Below are 18,109 nucleotides of genomic sequence, written 5' to 3' on the forward strand. Positions count from 1 at the left end.
AACCACGGCAGGGGCGGATTCATTCCCTCGGATGGATGTGGTCAGCGCTGGCAGACCGGGCACCAGAACGTGATGCGCTCCCGGGTGGGATCCGCGCCCTGCTCACCGCGGCGGATGAGGGTTCCGCAGCGGCGGCACGGGCGTCCGGCGCGGCCGTATACCCAGGTGCCCTGACCAGGACGATCGATGCCGGTGAAGGTCCGGTGGCGACGGTCGCGGTTGGCGCGGATGGTGCGCACTCCGAGGTCGAGGAGGGCGGCCACGTCGACCTCCGGCGCGGGGCGTGTCGGCAGGATTCCGCGGAGGAACAGGAGTTCTGCGGCATACTCGTTGCCGAAACCTGCGACGTTGCGCTGATCAAGGAGAGCGACGTGGATGCTGCGGGTGTCGGCGCCGAGTCGTCGGATGGCCTCCGCCGCGTCCCAGTCGTCCGCGAGCGGATCCGGCCCCAGGTACCCGACGAGCTGATCCTCGTCGCGGGTGGGGCCGACCTCGATCTCGGCGATGTCGACGCCCACGGCTTCGTGCTCGTCCGTGCCGACGATCGCTCGGACCTTGAACGCCGGGTGCCGCCACTTCTCACCCGGCCGATAGAGGAACCATGCACCGTCCATGCGCAGATGCGAATGGAGCGTGCTGTCGCCGATGCGCGCGAGGAGATGCTTGCCGCGAGGCACCACCCCGTGCACCTGCTGCCCGGTGAGGTCGAGCGTCGCGAACCGCGGCACGCGGAGGTCGAAGCGGGTGACTTCGGCTCCGGCCAGCGCCTCGTCGAGACGCCGCGCGGTGCGGAAGACGGTATCGCCCTCCGGCATCAGGAGCCCTCGCTGGCGGCGGCAGGCGGAGGCGGGGGCGACACCGGGTGCGGCGAGTCGAGGTGCGGCGGCACGGGGTGGGGCGAGGGAGGGGATGCGGTGATCGCGGTGCGGGCGAGCATGTCGCGCGCGAGCATCGTGCTGCCGGCGACCGCGGCCGGCATGATGGCGACCGCTCCGCCCGGTATCAGGAAGCACAGCTGGGTCGCAACGCCGAAGCCGAGCACGCGTGCGCGGCTGCCGGAGAACAGCGCGGCACGGTCGGAGGGACTCAGGTCGCGGGCGTCGAAGGCGCGTCCCGTGAGCTCGCGCGCGAGCAGCCGCCCGGTCAGGACAACTCCGGCGACAGGCCCGAGGAAACCGCCGACAGCAGGGATGAGCCCGATCAGGAGGACGCCGATCGCGATCAGGATGCCGAGCAGCACCAGGCGCAGCCCCTCGCCGAGGGTCGTCCAGAAGCTGCCACCGTCGGCGGGCGGGGCTCCGCCGAGGTCGAGCTCGACCGCGCGCCAGATGCGCTGGTAGAACGGGTCGCCGATCGTCAGGGTCAGGGCGCTGAAGACGACGCTGGCGAGCGCCAGGGCTGCGGCAACGACAACGAAACCGACCGCGGCGCGCAGCAGGCCCTTCCACGGCTCGAGCCATCCCTCGGCGAACGGCGTCAGCCACGATGACACCGTGGGCAGACCGATCACCAGCGGGACGAGAGCGGCCGCGAGCACGACGAGGGCGATGATCGCGGGGATCAGACCGAGCACCATGAGTCCCGGCCGGGTGCGCCACAGTCCGAATCCGCGCAGCAGGGTGCGGATGCCGGCGGCGAACTCTCGGATCATGACATCCAGCGTAGGTGCGTCAGTAGTGGTAGCGCGCCTGCAGGATGATGACCTGATGGTCGTCGGCGGTGTAGACCAGTCGGTTCGTCTCATCGATGCGCCGAGACCAGGCTCCGGCAAGAGCGTGTTTGAGCGGTTCGGGCTTGCCGATCCCCTCGAACGGGTCGTCGCGCATCACGTCGGTGAGGAGGAGGTTGATGCGTTTCAGCGTCCGACGATCCTCGGTCTGCCAGTGGACGTAGTCCTCCCGCCCCTCGGCGGTCCAGACGAGAAGTCGCGCGGTCATGCCTCGTCGAGTGGGTGTTCTGCGACCTCGCCCGCCTGCGCCGCGGCGAGGGCGGCGAGCAGACGGTTCGCGTTCGCCGGGGAGCGGAGAAGGTGGCTGGTCTCGATCAGCGAGTCGTACTCCGACTTCGACATGAGAACGGCGGACCCGCGGCGGGACACGATCTCGATCTCGGAGTGATCGAGGTTCACGCGCTCGATCAGGCCGAAGAGATCACGGCGGGCTTCGCTGGTTGTGATGGCCATTTCCTCACCTCTCTCGTACCACTTATGGTACCACTCGAACGGTTCAGACGACCTTGCGGAGGGTGTATCCGCGGGGAGTGGCCACGAACCCGGCCTCCTGCAGGGCGACGGCGAGCAGGGTGCCGTACACGCCCTCGCCGTTGATCTTCTCGACGGTCAGGGTGTCGAGGCGTCTGGTGCGTGCCGTCGCGGCCAGGTCGGCGGCGGCGGCGCGCAGCACCTCTTCGTCGTCGCTGAACGACAGCACGGTGCGGCCGCCGCGTTCGAGGGAGAGCACGAGCGTGCCGTCGACCAGCACGACCAGTCCTCCCGCCTTGCGCCCAGGGCGATGCGAGACGCCGTCGAGCTTGGGCCACCCGAGCGCGGCGCCGTAGGGGTTCGCGGGGTCGGTGGCGGCGAGCGTCACGGCCGTGCGCGGCGGCGGATCGGCGAGCCCGGCGTAGGTTCGCAGCCGGTCGACCGTGCCGGAGGCGGCGAACTGCGCGGCACCGAGCTTCTCGATCACGTAGCCGCGGCGGCAGTGCCCTGCTTCTTCGAACCCGGCGAGGACGCGGTACGCCTGGGCGAAGCCACCGGGAACGCCCTCGGCCTGCACGGCGCCGCGGGTGACCACGCCGTAGCGATCGAGCAGGAGGCCGGCGGTGACGGTGGCTCGGCGCGCGGCGTCGGTTTCGAGTGGGGGCAGCATCGACCAGCGCCCGCCGATCGACGTGGGGCGGGGAGTCGAGCCCGTGAGCGACATGCCCCGATAGGTGCGGGCCCGCGGAGCCCTGCGCTTCACCTTGTGGGCTTGGGAACCCCCGGCCAGCAGAGAGCGGATCGGCGCGAACGTGTCGTTGGTGACATAGCCCGACCACGTGAGCGACCACAGCGCCTCGAGGACGGACTGCTCGTTCTCGGCCGCGGCCATCTCCTTCAATTGACTCGCGAAGTAGGCGCCGCCGACGTCGAGCGCGATGAGGATCCGCGACTCCAGCGAATCCGGTGCGATCTCGGCGTCGCGCTCGGGGAGGGTGAAAGGCGCGAGGTCGACGGGATGCAGCGAGACCCAGCCGTCGCGTCCCGGCAGGGTGCCGTGGCCGGACCAGATGACCTCGCCCGCGGCCGTGAGCTCGTCGAGCATCCCCGGGGAGTAGTCGCGCACCCTGGACGGCAGCACGAGCGACTCCCACGCGCTCGCGGGGATCGGGACGCCGGCGAACTGCTCGATCACGGTGAGCACCCCGTCGACGCCCTCGAGCGGTCGGCCGATGTGCTGCCAATCCGGGAGGAAGCGCGCGTACGCCTCGGGAGAGACCGGTTCGACCGAGCCGCGGATGGCCGCGAGCGAGCGCATGCGAAGCCGACGCAGCACCTCGGAGTCGCACCACTCGATCGCGTCGCCGCTGCCTGCGGCCTCCGGCAGGAAGTAGCCGCTCGTGAGCCTCCCTGTCGTCTCCAGCCGCTGCAGGGTGTGCCGGGCCACCGCGGCGCCGAGGCCGAACCTCGTGGCGACGGCATCCGTCGTGAACGGGCCGTGCGTGCGCGCGTGGCGGGCCACCAGGTCGCCGAGCGGGTCGGCGACGGGTTCGAGGAAAGCGACGGGGATCCCGGTTGGGAGCGCAACGCCCAGCGCGTCGCGCAACCGTCCAGCGTCTTCGATCGCGGCGACACGGTTCGCGCCGGCGATCGTCACGGGGATCGCGCGGCGCGCGCTCACCAGCTCGTCCAGCAGGGCGGTGGCGGTGGCCGCCTCGACGGTCTCGCCTGCCTCGCTGGTGAGGCTCCCCGGGTCGAGGCGCAGGGCGACCTCTTCGGCGTCGAGGGGCCCGAGCATGCGCAGGAGGTCGGCGACGCCTTCGAGGCCGCGGGCGCGACGGTCGGGGGCGAGGCGCTGGGCCTCGCGCTCGAACTGGGCGATCACGTCGGGGTCGAGCAGCTCACGCAGCTCCACGGTGCCGAGGAGTTCGCCGAGCAGCGCGGGGTCGACCGACAGCGCGGCCGCCCGACGCTCGGCGAGGGGTGAGTCCCCTTCGTACATGAACGCGCCGACGTAGCCGAACAGCAGGTCGCGGGCGTAGGGCGAGGGCTGGCCCGGTTCCGTCTCGACCAGCCGGATGCGGCGGTCGGCGATCGAGGTCGCGAGCTTCCGCAGCGACGGGAGATCGTAGACGTCCTGCAGCACCTCGCGCAGGGTCTCGAGGATCACGGGGAACGTCGGATGCCGTCTGGCCACCTCGAGGAGTTGCGCCGACCGCTGTCGCTGCTGCCAGAGCGGGGTGCGCTTGTTCGGGTTCATGCGCGGCATGAGCAGGGCGCGTGCGGCGCACTCCCGGAACCTTGAGGCGAACAGGGCGGAGCCGCCCACCTCCTGGGTGACCACATGCTCGAGCTCTTCGGGGTCGAACACGAACAGTTCGGCACCAGGAGGTTCGGCCTCGGCATCCGGGATCCGCACGATGATGCCGTCGTCGCTCGCGACCGCCGAGCCCTCGACGCCGAGCCGTTCGCGCACCCGGGCGTTGATCGCGAGGGCCCAGGGCGCATGCACCTTCATGCCGTACGGGGAATGAAGGATGACACGCCAGTCGCCGACCTCGTCGCGGCCGCGCTCGACTGTGAGCGTGCGGTCGGTGGGGAGCGTGCCCGTCGCCTCGCGCTGCTCGGAGAGGTGCGCCATGAGATTCGCACGCGCCTGCTCGTCGAGGCCCGCGTCGATGAGCCGCTGCTGCGCCTTTTCGGGGGCGGCGGACGAGACCTCCCGCGAGAACGCCCCCAGCGCCTCGCCGAGCTCGAACGGACGCCCGATGCCGTCGCCATGCCAGAACGGCACCTTTCCCGGCTGGCCGTATGCGGGGATCACATTGACGCGGTCATGGGTGATCTCGGCGATGCGCCAACTCGTGGTGCCGAGGGTGAACACGTCGCCCACCCGGGATTCGTAGACCATCTCCTCGTCGAGCTCGCCCACCCGTGCGCCCGTCGACTCGCCCGCGACGAAGACGCCGAACAGTCCTCGGTCGGGGATCGTGCCCCCACTGGTGACCGCGATGCGCTGCGCGCCGGGGCGCCCGGTGAGAGTGCCGGCATCGCGGTCCCACACCAGTCGTGGCCGCAGCTCGGCGAACTCGTCGGAGGGGAAGCGGCCCGCCAGCAGATCGAGAGTCGCCTCGTAGGCCGATCGCGGAAGTGACTGGAAGGGGGCGGAACGGCGCACGGTCTCGAACCACTCCTCGACGCTGATGGCGCCGAGGGCGCTCGCGGCGACCGTCTGCTGTGCCAGGATGTCGAGCGGATTGCGCGGCACCTGGATGGCCTCGATCTTGCCCGCCAGCATCCGCTCCGTCACGATCGCGGTGTGCAGCACATCTCCGCGGTGCTTGGGGAACAGGGCGGCCCGACTGATCTCGCCCACCTGGTGGCCGGCGCGGCCCACACGCTGCAGGCCGGAGGCGGCCGAGGGGGGAGCCTCGACCTGGATGACGAGGTCGACGGCGCCCATGTCGATGCCGAGTTCGAGGCTGCTCGTCGCGACCACGCAGCGCAGCACCCCTGATTTCAGCTCCTCTTCGACCTGGGCGCGCTGCTCCTTCGACACCGAGCCGTGGTGGGCCTTGGCCAGCACGGGGTCGGCGCCTGCGGTCGCTCCCGCCTGCGCCATCATGGCCGCAGGCACGGTCGCTGCCGGAAGCTCGACGCCGATGCGCTCGGAGTAGATCTCGTTCAGGCGCCCCGTGAGGCGCTCAGCCAGGCGGCGGGAGTTCGCGAACACGATGGTCGAGTTGTTCTGCAGGATGCGGTCGACGATCGCCTCCTCCACATGCGGCCAGACCGAACCGGTGACCTCGCTGTACTCGGCATCTGCCGCCTCGCCGGGGACGCCGGGAGGCGGCGGCGGATTGGTCATGTCGTCCATGGGCACGACGACACCGAGCTCGAACGTCTTCGATGCCGGCGGCGCCACGATCTCGACCGGCGCCGCGCCGCCGAGGAACCGGGCCACCTCGTCGATGGGGCGGACCGTCGCCGAAAGGCCGATCCGCTGCGCTGGCACCTCGATGCCGTTCGCGCGGCGGAGGGCGTCGAGACGCTCCAGGCTCACGGCGAGGTGGGCGCCGCGCTTGGTCGCCGCGACCGCGTGCACCTCGTCGATGATCACGGTGTGCACGCCGCGCAGGGTCTCGCCCGCACGGCTCGTGAGCATGAGGTAGAGCGACTCGGGGGTCGTGATGAGGATGTCGGGCGGATCGGACACCAGCTTGCGTCGATCGCTCGACGTGGTGTCGCCCGACCGCACCCCGACGGTGACCGCCGGCGCCGGCACACCCAGGCGCCTGGCCGACTGACCGATGCCGATCAGGGGGGAACGGAGGTTGCGCTCCACGTCGACGCCCAGGGCCTTCAGCGGCGAGATGTAGAGGATGCGCGTGCGCGGATCGCCCTTCGCCGGAGGGGCCGCCTCGTCCATGCGCTCGCGGAACACGCTGTCGATCGCCCAGAGGAACGCGGACAGGGTCTTGCCCGAGCCGGTGGGCGCGACCACGAGCGCGTGCTTGCCCGCCGAGATGGCATCCCATGCCCCGGCCTGGGCGGCGGTGGGCGCGGGGAACGCCCCCCGGAACCAGTCTTGCGTGGCGGGGGTGAAACGGTCGAGCACGTCGCTCACCCCTCCATCTAAGTCGACGCCACCGACATCGGGGCCATGACGGGGTCACGCCTGCACGACGAGGTCACGCCTGCACGAGCCGAAGGGGCATCCGGTCGTGCAGGCGTGTTTCGGTCGTGCAGGCGTGACGTGCATCGCGGCCGGGCCGTCAGACGACTTCGCGCACGGCGCCCTCCTCGTCGATCTCGAGCGTGAGGTCGAGGTCGAGCCGCGCGAGGAACGCGTCGTCGTGGCTGACGATCAGCACGGCGCCCCGGTAGGCGCGGAGCGCTTCGACGAGCTGGTCGACCGTGTCGAGGTCGAGGTTGTTCGTCGGCTCGTCCAGCACCACGAGATGCGGGGCGGGGTCGGTGAGCAGGAGCTTCGCCAACGCCACACGGAACCGCTCGCCGCCGGACAGCGCGGCGACCGGTCTCTCGGCCGTCGCGCCGCGGATCAGGAACCGGGCGAGGCGGTTGCGCAGCTCCTTCTCCGGCACCTGTGGGGCCGCGGCCGCGATGTTCTCGAATACCGACCGCTCCTCGTCGAGGCCGTCGACCCGCTGCGGCAGGTAGCCGATCTGATCGGTGAGGGCCTCGGCACGCAGCGTCGGCCGTTCCGGACTCAGGACTTCCGCGCCAGGATCCTCTTCCGATGTGGATCGCAAGGTGAGTCCGGACGGGTCTCCTTGGTCGCGCACACCGCTGGCGACCAACCGCTCCACCAGCGTGGTCTTCCCCGCGCCGTTCCGCCCGATCAGGGCGACGCGCTCCGGCCCCTGGATGACCCACGCCCGCTCGTCATCGCCGATCTCGGCGATGCGGCGGGTGCGTGAGACCTGCGGATCGGGCAGCTCGATCTTCATCGAGCTGTCGGACCGCACGCGCCGACCGGCCTCGTCGAGCATCGAACGCGCCGCGTCCTCCTTCGCGCCGACCTCGGTGCGGAGCTTGCCGGCAGACACCTCGGCGGCCATCTTCCGGCCGTGCGCGATGATCTTCGGCACCCGCTTCTCGATCTCGGCCTTCTTCGCCGTGCGAGCGCGATGAGCGAGCTTGACCTCTGCCTCGATCCGCTGGCGCTTCTCCTTGCGGAGGGCCTGGGCGGCGGCGACCTCGGCCTGCTTCGCGGCATCCTGCTCCGTATCCAGCCACGCCCGCCACTCGGAATACGGACCGCCGAACACGCTCAGCGTCTGGGCGTAGAGCTCTGCGGTGTCATCCATCAGTTCGAGCAGCGACAGGTCGTGGCTGACGACGATGAGCGTTCCCTTCCAGGCGCGCACCATCGCCGCGAGCTTCGCCCTGGCATCCCGGTCGAGGTTGTTGGTCGGTTCGTCGAGGAGCGTGATCGGCGCGCGGCGCAGACGGATGCCGGCGATCGCGACGAGCACCGCCTCACCGCCGGACAGCTCTCCGACCCTGCGGTCGAGGAACTCCGGGGCGAGCCCGGCCTCCGCCAGCGAGGCCTCGGCGCGTGCCTCGATGTCCCAGTCGTCGCCGACCGCATCGAAGTGCGCGGGATCGACGTCGCCCGCGGTGATCGCCCGCACGGCGTCGAGCGCTGCGGACACGCCGAGGAGTTCGGCGACGCGGCGGTCGACGTCGAGGGTGAGCTGCTGCGGGAGGTACGCGACCTCGCCCGAGGGGGTGACGGTGCCCGAGGTCGGAACGAGCTGGCCGGCCATCAGACGGAGCAGCGTCGACTTGCCGGCGCCGTTGCGACCGACGAGGCCCGTGCGGCCGGAGCCGAACGCGCCGGAGATGCCGTCGAGAGCGACAGATCCGTCCGGCCAGGTGAAGGTGAGCCGGTCGAGGACGACCGACGCGTGAAGGGTGGTGGGGGTTGACATGAGTGTCTCCTGTCGAGTGCGAGGGTGCACTGACACCGAGCCCCTGCCGGGCCGTGTAGACATCACGGAGTGCGGAGGAGAGGGTCTGCCGTGGAGTCGGCGATCGTCGGGTCAGCGCGCGGAAAGAGGAGCGCGGAGGCGACGGATCAGATCAAAGGACTTCCAGACACGGCGGACAGGACTCCCCGACGATACCCGGGCGTGTCGCTGTTGCGCAACCCGGGCGTGTCGGACATCCGCGCTGAGCTACTCCTTGGCGATCCCCTCGATCCACTTCGTGAGGAAGCGGTGCACGTCGGCGAGCTCCTCCTCGGAGATGCTGTGCGTGAGCCCCGTGTACACCCGGCCGGACAGGTCGGAGTGCGCGGGCAGCCACTGCGCCGTGTGATCGACGAGTGCGGGCGGGATGACATCGTCGTGCGTGCCGCGGCCCCAGAAGACCGGCGGGCGCAGCTCGGCCAGGGTCTCGTCGCCCGGAAGCTCGCCCGACGCGGCGTATCCGCTCAGGGCGACCACCGCGCCGAAGTGGTCGGGTGCCAGGCGCAGGGCCTGCAGCGACACGGCGGCGCCCTGCGAGAACCCGAGCAGTGCGACCGAAGGGGCATCCCGTGCGACGTCGTCGAGCCAGCGCAGGAACGCCTCGGCCGCGACGGTCACCGCCTCGGGGCTGCGACCGTCGAGCCCCTCGATCGCGTACCAGGAGCGCCCAGGCATGGGCCACGGCGGAGCGAGGGGAGCCGCGACGGATGCGACGGCGATGTCCTTCGGGAGGTGAGGGACGAGTCCGAAGAGATCGTGTTCGTCCGCGCCGTACCCGTGCAGCAGCACGAGCAGCGGCATCCGCTCGCGCTCGAGGTGCGACCACCGGGTCGCGCTGTCGTCGATCGTCAGGTTCTCGCTCACACCGCCATCCTGCCAGGGGGTGCCGACGTGCTGCCGGTGTCGATCGGGGGAGGCGGCTGGTAGAAAGGACACATGGCGGTCCGCACACCTGATCCCGAGCCGGAGCCCGAAGACGACGGTCTCGGAGGCTTCCGGGATGCGAACCCGCCCGTTCCGGATGCGAACCCCGGTTGGCTGAGCGAGTTCGAGCTCGAAGAGGCGCGGCGCCGACTGCCCATGCTCTATGTCGAGGCGATCCCGGTGCGCACCGACGGCTTGGGGCAGGTGACCGAGATCGGCATCCTGCTGCGCTCCACGCCGATGGGTGAGATGACCCGCACGATCGTGTCCGGACGCGTCCGGTTCGGCGAGACGATCCGCGATGCGCTGTTCCGTCACGTCGAGAACGACCTCGGGCCGATGGCCTTCCCGCTGCTGCCGCCGCAGCCGCTGCCCTTCACGGTGGCGGAGTACTTCCCGATCCCGGGCGTGAGCGCTTTCCACGACGACAGGCAGCACGCCGTGTCGCTGGCCTTCGTCGTCCCGGTCACCGGCACGTGCGAACCGCGTCAGGATGCGTTGGAGGTCACCTGGTTCTCGCCGGAGGCCGCGGGGTCGGATGCCGTCGCCGCCGAGATGGAGAACGGCAGGGGCACCCTCATCCGTCAGGCTCTCGCCAGCCTCGGTCTCCTCCGCTGACACCCCCTCCTCCGCGCCTCCGCGGGGGTCCGTCGTGCCGATCTCACCGTCGACCCTTGCGCCGTCGAATCTAATGGGCTAGAAAGTAGACCATTAGTCCAATCGGCAAAAGGATGCTTGACATGGATGCTTCGACAACGACGTCTCGTGGCACGGAACAACCAACGGAGCGCAGTCTCCGCGGGAACCTCGGAGCGGTCTCCGTCACCTTCATGGTGATCGCGGCCGCGGCACCGCTCACGGTCGTCGGGGGACTCGTCCCCATCGGCTACCTCGTGGGCAACGGCATCGGGTTCCCGGTCATGTTCCTCGTGGCCACCGTGATCCTGCTGCTCTTCTCGGTGGGCCTCACGGCGATGAGCCGCTACCTCCCCAAAGCGGGATCCTTCTTCGTGTTCGCCACCCACGGGCTCGGCCGTACACCCGGTCTGGCCACGGCGTACCTGGCGCTGGTCTGCTACACGACCGTCCAGATCGCGGTGTTCTCGTACCTCGGTGCGACCATCAGCTCCAGCATCGTCCTCCTCGGGGGACCGGAGATCCCGTGGTGGCTGCTCACACTCGCCTCGGTCGCGCTCGTCGGCGCCCTCGGCTACCGGCAGATCGAGCTCAGCTCACGCGTGCTCGTGGTGGTGCTGCTCGCCGAGATCGGCATCGTGGTGCTGCTGGGCGTGGTGATCCTCCTCACCGGCGGGGCCGACGGCGTGACCTTCGGCTCGTTCCTGTTGCAGAACGTGCTCTCCGGTGCCCCGGCGCTGGGGCTCATGTTCGCGATCGCGAGTTTCATCGGGTTCGAGTCGACGGTCGTGTATCGCGACGAAGTGCGCGACCCGGAGCGCACGATCCCTCGCGCCACCTACGCCTCGGCCATCGTGATCGGCGTGTTCTACGCCTTCGCCGCGTGGGCCATCGTGGTCGGGGTCGGGGAGGGTGCGGTGATCGACGAGGCCGCCGCCGACCCGACCACCCTGATCACCCGCGTCACCGAGCAGTACCTCGGACCGATCGGGTCGATCGCCGTCGCGGTGCTGTTCCTCGGGAGCATGTTCGCCGCGGTCCTGTCGCTGCACAACGTGCTGACCCGCTACCACCACTCGATGGCCAATGCGCGTCTGCTGCCCGACCGGGTCGGGGCGGTGCACGGCCGTCACGGCTCGCCGCACGTCGCATCGATCGTGCAGGTGGCGACCTCCGGCATCGCGATCATCGTGCTCGCCCTGATCGGCTTCGCGCCGGAGAACATCTTCTCCTGGTTCGCGGGCATCGGCACCCTGGCCATCGTGATCCTGATGGCGGTGACCTGCCTCGCCGTGGTCGTGTACTTCGCCCGCACGAGGGCGCTGCGAAGCCCCTGGCACACGGTCATCGCCCCCGTCCTCGGATTCGTCGGGCTCGCGGTCTCTGCCGTGCTGATCGCCGCCAACTTCCCGCTGCTGGTGAGCGACGTCGATGCGGACGGCAATCCAGCCTGGGGACCGATCAGCATCACGCTCGTCGCCGTCGTGGTGATCGCCCCGGTGATCGGGCTCGTGCAGGCCGCGATCATGCGCGTGAAGGTGCCAGAGGCGTACGCCCAGATCGTGCGCCGCTTCGACGAGAACGCCTGACCTCGCAACCGCCGCTCCGCACGCTCGCACTCGAAGGATGGACATCATCAGCACCCCCGCCCTGCCCCGACCCCTGATCGGCGTCTCCGGACGACGCCTGCGCGGCGCCGCGATCGGCGCACCGCACGGTTTCGCCGACGCACCGCTCGAGGCGTATCTCAGCGAGTACGCGACCTCGGTGCTCCGCGCCGGCGGCCTCCCCGTGCATCTGCCGATGGACGCCGAACCGGCCGAGCTCGTCGAACGACTCGACGGCGTCGTCATCGTCGGAGGTGACGACGTCGACCCCCGCCTGTACGGGCAGGTCCCCGGTCCGTTCACCCCGCTGGTCGATCCGCAGCGCGACGCGTTCGAGGCCGGGCTGATCGAGGCCGCGATCGAGGGTGGTCTCCCGCTCCTCGGTGTGTGCCGCGGCGCGCAGCTGCTCAACGTCGTCCGCGGTGGCACGCTGCGCCAGCATCTCGCTCCGGGCGAGGGGGAGTCGCACGGCTCCTACGCCTACCCCCGCGCGCACCGCGTGCACGAGGTGAGGCTCTCCGCCGGCAGCGTGGCACACGCGCTCTACGGCGAGAGCACACGCGTCAACTCGTTCCACCATCAAGCGGTCGACGTGCCGGGGCACGGCGTGATCGTGACCGGCTGGGCGCCGGACGGCGTGGTCGAGGCCATCGAGCTCGAGGGGCACCCGGTGGTCGGGGTGCAGTGGCATCCCGAGACGTTCGACGGCGACCCGATCTTCGGGTGGCTGGTCGATCAGGCACAGGCATATGCGGCGCACGGCGCCGCTTCCCAGACGCAGAACGTCGCCTAGGCGACGCAGAACAGGAGAAGAAATGCGACACGCAGAGAAGAACGCCTTCCTCACCGGAGCGGGCTCCGGGATCGGACGCGAGACGGCGCTCCGTCTCGCGAGCGAGGGTGCGCGCGTCCTCGTCACCGACGTCTCCGCCGAGGGGGCGGCCGAGACCGTGCGCCTGATCGAGGCGACAGGGGGCAGCGCGATCTCGGCCGTGGTCGACGTGCGCTCGCGGGAGCAGATCCGGGCGGCGGTCGACCTCGCCCGCCAGACGTGGGGCTCGCTGCACCTGCTCGTCAACAACGCCGGAGTCGTCACGGAGCACTCGTTCGAGACCCTCACGGAGGAGGCCTGGGACTTCGTCTTCGACATCAACCTCAAGGGGCAGTTCCTCGTCGCGCAGGAGGTCGCGCCGCTCATCGCCGAGTCCGGCGGAGGCGCGATCGTGAACCTGTCGACCGTCGAGGCACTGGTCGTGGTGACGAGCACCGGCACTGCTCAGCCGCACTACAACGCCAGCAAGGGCGGCGTCCCCATGCTCACCAAGGCCCTCGCGGTGGAGCTCGCGGCGAAGGGCATCCGGGTGAACTGCGTCGCCCCCGGCCCCATCGCCACCGACTTCTTCGACTACGAGAGCGTCACGAGCGACGAGGCGCTGGAGTTCATGAAGCAGCGGCTGCTCGTGCCGCGCGTGGGCCTGCCGTCCGACATCGCCGCCGCCGTATCCTGGCTGCTCAGCGACGAGGCGTCCTGGATCGACGGCATCCAGCTCCCCGTCGACGGAGGGTGGCTGACGCGATGATCGACGATGTGCGCCTCGCGCCCGACGAGTTGGAGGCCGCCGGCATCCGCACGGTCATCGTGGCCACGCCCGACATGCAGGGCCGGCTGGTCGGCCGTCGCATCCCGGTCGAAGGCTTCGGCCGCGTGGTCGAGAACGGCGTCGACATCTGCACGTGCGCCTGGGCGTGGGACATCGACCAGGGACTCGAGCTGATCGATGCGAACAGGTTCGCGCTGTGCGGCATGCACAACGGCGTGCCGGACGTCACCCTGATCCCCGACCTCGAGACGCTGCGACCTGCGGCCTGGCTCGAGGGTGTGGCGATCTGCCTCGCCGACCCGGTCGACGTGCACACGCACGAGCCGATGCCCATCTCGCCTCGCGTGATCCTGAAGCAGGAGCTGGCGCGGATCAGGGGGATGGGCCTCACCCCGCTCGCGGGCACCGAGCTGGAGTTCTACCTTTTCCGCAACGACCCCCGGGAGCTGCGGCGCTCCGGCTTCCGCGACCTCGACCCGACGACTCTCACGCCGTCGGACTTCATGATCCACGAGGGCAACCTCTACGAGCCGTTCTTCCAGAAGCTGCGCTCCGACCTCCGCGCGAGCGGCATCCTCGTCGAGGCCGCGCAGAGCGAATGGGGACTCGGGCAGTGGGAGATGACCTTCGAGTACGGCGACCCGCTGGAGATGGCCGATCGGCACGCGCTCTACAAGCTGGCGGTGCGCGACACCGCGGCGCGCGCCGGCATGTCGGCGACGTTCATGGCCCGGCCTCTCAACGACCAGCCCGGATCCTCCTGCCACGTGCACGTGTCGTTCGTCGACGACGATGGCACCGCGGTGTTCTGGGACGAGTCGGCACCGGATCACCTCAGTGCACGGATGCGGTCGGCGATCGCCGGAGCCCTGGAGCACGCACCCGCGCTGATGGCCTGGTACGCGCCGACGGTCAACTCCTATCGACGCAGCAACTCGTCCGACGTGGCGGGGAGCGGACAGACCTGGGGGTTCGACAACCGCACGACGACCGTGCGTGTGGTCGGGCATTCCGCGAAGGCGCTGCGCTTCGAGTTCCGCCTGCCCGGCGCCGACACGAACCCGTACCTCACCCTCACCGGAGTCCTCGCCTCGGCCCGCGACGGCATGGAGAAGGAGACCGTGCTCGGCGACGCCGTGGTCGGCAGCGCCTACGACCTCCCCGGCGACGACGCCATGCCGACGGATCCTCGGCGGGCGAGCATCCTGTTCGGCGAGAGCCCGCTCGTGCGGGACCTGCTGGCCCCCGAACTCATCTCGCACCAACAGGTGCTCCTCGACCACGAGTGGACCACGTTCATGTCTCGCGTCACGGACTGGGACCTGCACCGCTACTTCGATCGGATCTGACATGACCTATCCCGCCCTGCGCACCTGGATCGGCGGCGTCGCCGAGGAGAGTCCGGAGAGCGACGGCACGTGGCTGCACGACCCCAACACCGGCGAGGCGCTCGCGGCTTCGGCGTCGAGCTCGCTCGACCAGGTCGATCGTGCGGTGGCGGCCGCACAGGAGGCGCACGACGACGCACGGTGGCGCGGACTCGCTCCGGAGCGCAGGGCCGAGAAGCTCATGGCCCTCGCCGACTGGCTCGACGAGCGCGCCGAGGAGATCGCACACCTCGACGCCCTCAACAGCGGCGTGCCGATCGCGGTCACCCGGCTCTTCGGCGGGGCGAACGGTGCGACGCTGCGAGACGCGGCGCGGCGGGCGGTCGAGGTCGGCGATGTGCGCGAGCTGCCGTCCGATCAGGGCGGTGTGCATGTTCGTCGAGTGCCGTGGGGCCCGACGGCCCTGATCCTGCCGTGGAACGCCCCGAGCGCGATGGCCGTGAAGAAGACGGCGTTCGCGCTCGCCGCAGGAGCCGCCGTCGTGCTCAAGCCCTCATCGTTCTCGCCGTGGAGCGCACAGCTGCTGCTGGAGGGTGTGCACGAGGCCGGCATCCCCGACGGCGTGGTCGGCCTCGTGCAGGGCAGCGGCGGAGTCGGTCGCGCCCTCGTGGCGGACGAGCGGATCGCGGCCATCTCGATGACGGGCTCGACGCCGACCGGTCGCGCCATCGCCGCGACGGCCGCCCCCCGCTTCGCCCGCCTGCAGTTGGAACTGGGGTCGAACAACGCCGCGATCGTCCGTGCGGACGCCGACCTGGATCAGGCGGCGTCGTCGCTGGCAGACGGCGTCCTCAAGCTCTCCGGCCAGTGGTGCGAGGCGCCGCGCCGGGTGCTCGTCGACCGCGAGCGCCGCGACGAGCTCGCGGGACGCCTGATCGCCGAGTTCGGACGACGCGCGATCGGGTCGAGCCTCGACGAGGCGACAGAGGTCGGCCCCGTGGCCTTCGCCGCGCGCAGGGACGAGCTGGTCGCGCAGCGCGAGCGTCTGGCCGCTGCCGGTGCCGAGGTGCTGCAGGTGTCGCAGGTGCCGGCGCAGGGATGGTTCTTCGAGCCCACCGTGGCGGTGCTCGACGGGCCCGGTCTCCCGGACGAGGTCTTCGGGCCGATGCTCCTCGTGGGCGGATACGCCGACGAGGACGAGGCTGTCGCCCTCGCGAACACCGGTCAGGTCGGACTCGCCGGCTACGTGTTCGGTGCCGATGAACCGGCCGCTGCGGCACTGGGCGAGAGGCTCATCGCCGGCGAGGTCAAGGTCAACGGCACGAGTGTGCTCGACATGGCACCCGACTCGGCGCAGAGCTTCTTCGGGGCGAGCGGCCTTGGCGGGCACGGCGACGCCGATGTGCTTGACTTCTTCGTGGGGAAGCAGGTCGTGGGGCGGGACCGCCCCGGACTTCCCCTGTGATCGGAGGAGCACGGATGAGCGAGCGTGACGACGCGCCGCACGACTTCTCCCGTGCCGTGCTCCAGCCCGTGTCCGGGTACCAGGCCGTCGCCGGGTTCCTCCGCCGCGAGATGGCGCTCGGTCGCATCCGACCGGGTGACCGCCTCCCCCCGGAGCGGAAGCTCGCCGAGCAGCTCGGGGTCTCGCGCGAGACGCTGCGGCAGGCGCTGCGCATCCTCGAGGGGAGCGGTCAGATCGTGATCTCGCGCGGGGCGTCCGGTGGGGCGTTCGTGCAGGATGCCGCGCTCGACCCGAGACTCATCCGCGAAGAGGTGCGCACCCGGTCGGCCGAGATCGGGGAGCTCACCGAGTTCCGTGCGATCGTCGAGTCCGGAGGGGCGGCGTTGGCCGCGACGCGCCGCAGCGACGCCGACCTCGAGGCCATGGCGCAGGCGCAGCGCGACCTCGCGGACGCGGTCACGAAGGCGGAGTCGCGCATCGCCGACACCGATTTCCACATCGCGCTCGCCGAGGCGTCGGGCAACTCGTTCGTGCGGGATGCGGTCGAGGAGGCGAGGGTGCGGATGTTCGAGCCGGTCGACCTCATGAGCTTCGACTTCGTGAAGGAGTCGAGCTGGCACGCGCACGAGCAGATCCTCGATGCGGTCCGCCGCGGCGACGCCGAGGCCGCGGATGCCGCGATGCGCGCGCACCTGCACACCACGCGCGAGGAGTTCACCCGCGTCGTGGAGTCCTGACCGTCTGGTCGGAGCTCAGGCGGTGATGCGCGCTCAGGCGGTGGTGAGGCGGGAGAGCTCGGCCACGAACGCGTCGACGTCGGACTCCTCCGTGTCGAACCCGCACATCCAGCGCACCTCGCGGCGGGCGGCATCCCAGTCGTAGAAGCGGAACACGTCGCGGAGCTTGTCGGCGACGCCTTCCGGCAGCGTCGCGAAGACGCCGTTGGACTGCGTGGGCTGGGTGAACTCGACGCCGCGGATCGATCCGTCGGCGATGCCGTCCTCGATCTCCGAGCGCAGTCGTGCCGCCATGGCGTTCGCGTGCCGGGCGTTGCGCAGCCACAGGTCGCCCTCGAGCAGCGCGATCAGCTGTGCCGACACGAACCGCATCTTCGACGAGAGCTGCATGTTGAACTTGCGCGAGAACTTCAGGCCGTCTGCGGCTCCGGGGTTCAGCACGACGATCGCCTCGCCGAGCATGGCGCCGTTCTTGGTCCCGCCGTACGTCAGCACATCGACACCGGCATCGCGGGTGAACGCCCGAAGCGGCAGGTCGAGGGCGGCGGCCGCGTTCGACAGACGCGCGCCGTCGAGGTGCAGTTTCATGCCGCGCTCGTGCGCATGGTCGGCGATCGCGCGGATCTCCTCGGCGGTGTACAGGGTGCCGAGTTCGGTGGACTGGGTGATCGAGACCACGAGCGGCTGGGCGCGATGCTCGTCGCCCCAGCCCCACGCCTCCCGGTCGATGAGCTCGGGGGTGAGCTTGCCGTCGTCGGTGGGGACGGTGAGCAGCTTGAACCCGCCGATCTTCTCGGGCGCGGCCGCCTCGTCGACGTTGATGTGCGCGGTGGACGCCGCGATGACCGCGCCCCAGCGCGGCAGCATCGATTGCAGGCCGGTCACGTTCGCACCCGTGCCGTTGAAGACGGGGAACGCCTCGACGTCGTCGCCGAAGTGCGCCCGGAAGACCTCCTGCAGACGCACGGTGTAGGCATCCTCGCCGTACGCGCTCTGGTGCCCGCCGTTCGCGGCGGCGATGGCCGCGAGGACCTCGGGGTGGATGCCGGAATAGTTGTCGCTGGCGAAGCCGCGGATCGCGGGGTCATGCTGGATGCTCACCTCCCCAGCCTAA

The 18,109-nt window shown here is 70.5% G+C and carries 15 protein-coding genes; 7 read left to right on the plus strand and 8 right to left on the minus strand.

Features of this window, described 5'->3' with window-relative positions:
- Window positions 1–41 precede the first annotated feature (41 nt).
- The 7 genes from AB0E56_RS07235 to AB0E56_RS07265 form a co-directional block, all read right to left on the minus strand.
- The gene (locus tag AB0E56_RS07235; RefSeq protein WP_359797808.1) at window positions 42–815 is read right to left on the minus strand and encodes a DNA-formamidopyrimidine glycosylase family protein; all 774 of its coding nucleotides are present in this window, start codon (window positions 813–815) and stop codon (window positions 42–44) included.
- The gene (locus tag AB0E56_RS07240; protein WP_359797809.1) at window positions 815–1,651 is read right to left on the minus strand and encodes an EI24 domain-containing protein; all 837 of its coding nucleotides are present in this window, start codon (window positions 1,649–1,651) and stop codon (window positions 815–817) included. Before AB0E56_RS07240 ends, AB0E56_RS07235 begins: the two co-directional genes overlap by 1 nt.
- 19 nt (window positions 1,652–1,670) lie before the next feature.
- Complete coding sequence (locus AB0E56_RS07245; RefSeq protein WP_359797811.1) at window positions 1,671–1,937, minus strand: Txe/YoeB family addiction module toxin; 267 nt, start codon at window positions 1,935–1,937, stop codon at window positions 1,671–1,673.
- Window positions 1,934–2,182, minus strand: a complete 249-nt coding sequence (locus AB0E56_RS07250; RefSeq protein ID WP_359797812.1) for a type II toxin-antitoxin system prevent-host-death family antitoxin — start codon at window positions 2,180–2,182, stop codon at window positions 1,934–1,936. The genes AB0E56_RS07245 and AB0E56_RS07250 overlap by 4 nt, the downstream gene beginning before the upstream one ends.
- Window positions 2,183–2,225: 43 nt before the next feature.
- Window positions 2,226–6,827 (minus strand): ATP-dependent helicase, encoded by a 4,602-nt coding sequence (locus tag AB0E56_RS07255; RefSeq protein ID WP_359797813.1) that lies wholly within the window; start codon window positions 6,825–6,827, stop codon window positions 2,226–2,228.
- A 148-nt stretch (window positions 6,828–6,975) separates the two neighbouring features.
- Complete coding sequence (locus tag AB0E56_RS07260; protein WP_359797814.1) at window positions 6,976–8,658, minus strand: ATP-binding cassette domain-containing protein; 1,683 nt, start codon at window positions 8,656–8,658, stop codon at window positions 6,976–6,978.
- A 246-nt stretch (window positions 8,659–8,904) separates the two neighbouring features.
- Window positions 8,905–9,561 (minus strand): alpha/beta fold hydrolase, encoded by a 657-nt coding sequence (locus AB0E56_RS07265; RefSeq protein ID WP_359797816.1) that lies wholly within the window; start codon window positions 9,559–9,561, stop codon window positions 8,905–8,907.
- A 72-nt stretch (window positions 9,562–9,633) separates the two neighbouring features.
- Here AB0E56_RS07265 and AB0E56_RS07270 point away from each other — a divergent pair, with 72 nt between their 5' ends.
- The 7 genes from AB0E56_RS07270 (at window position 9,634) to AB0E56_RS07300 (ending at window position 16,995) form a co-directional block, all read left to right on the plus strand.
- Entirely contained in the window at window positions 9,634–10,239 is a 606-nt protein-coding gene (locus AB0E56_RS07270; RefSeq protein ID WP_359797818.1) for an NUDIX hydrolase family protein, read from the plus strand.
- A gap of 122 nt (window positions 10,240–10,361) precedes the next feature.
- On the plus strand, window positions 10,362–11,846 hold the full coding sequence (locus AB0E56_RS07275; RefSeq protein WP_359797820.1) for an APC family permease: 1,485 nt from the start codon (window positions 10,362–10,364) through the stop codon (window positions 11,844–11,846).
- Window positions 11,847–11,883: 37 nt separating this feature from the next.
- A complete protein-coding gene (locus AB0E56_RS07280) occupies window positions 11,884–12,657 on the plus strand; it encodes a gamma-glutamyl-gamma-aminobutyrate hydrolase family protein (protein WP_359797822.1) in 774 nt (257 codons plus the stop codon).
- A gap of 22 nt (window positions 12,658–12,679) precedes the next feature.
- The gene (locus AB0E56_RS07285) at window positions 12,680–13,444 is read left to right on the plus strand and encodes a glucose 1-dehydrogenase (RefSeq protein WP_359797823.1); all 765 of its coding nucleotides are present in this window, start codon (window positions 12,680–12,682) and stop codon (window positions 13,442–13,444) included.
- Window positions 13,429–14,814, plus strand: a complete 1,386-nt coding sequence (locus AB0E56_RS07290) for a glutamine synthetase family protein (protein WP_359797825.1) — start codon at window positions 13,429–13,431, stop codon at window positions 14,812–14,814. The genes AB0E56_RS07285 and AB0E56_RS07290 overlap by 16 nt, the downstream gene beginning before the upstream one ends.
- Window position 14,815: 1 nt before the next feature.
- Complete coding sequence (locus AB0E56_RS07295) at window positions 14,816–16,258, plus strand: aldehyde dehydrogenase family protein (RefSeq protein WP_359797827.1); 1,443 nt, start codon at window positions 14,816–14,818, stop codon at window positions 16,256–16,258.
- Between the two features lie 14 nt (window positions 16,259–16,272).
- Window positions 16,273–16,995, plus strand: a complete 723-nt coding sequence (locus AB0E56_RS07300) for an FCD domain-containing protein (RefSeq protein WP_359797829.1) — start codon at window positions 16,273–16,275, stop codon at window positions 16,993–16,995.
- Window positions 16,996–17,028: 33 nt separating this feature from the next.
- On the opposite strand, the gene AB0E56_RS07305 is transcribed toward AB0E56_RS07300, so the two are convergent.
- Entirely contained in the window at window positions 17,029–18,096 is a 1,068-nt protein-coding gene (locus AB0E56_RS07305) for a low specificity L-threonine aldolase (RefSeq protein WP_359797831.1), read from the minus strand.
- Between the last annotated feature and the right edge of the window lie 13 nt (window positions 18,097–18,109).

This window comes from Microbacterium sp. NPDC028030, from assembly GCF_040637855.1.
Taxonomy (GTDB): domain Bacteria; phylum Actinomycetota; class Actinomycetes; order Actinomycetales; family Microbacteriaceae; genus Microbacterium.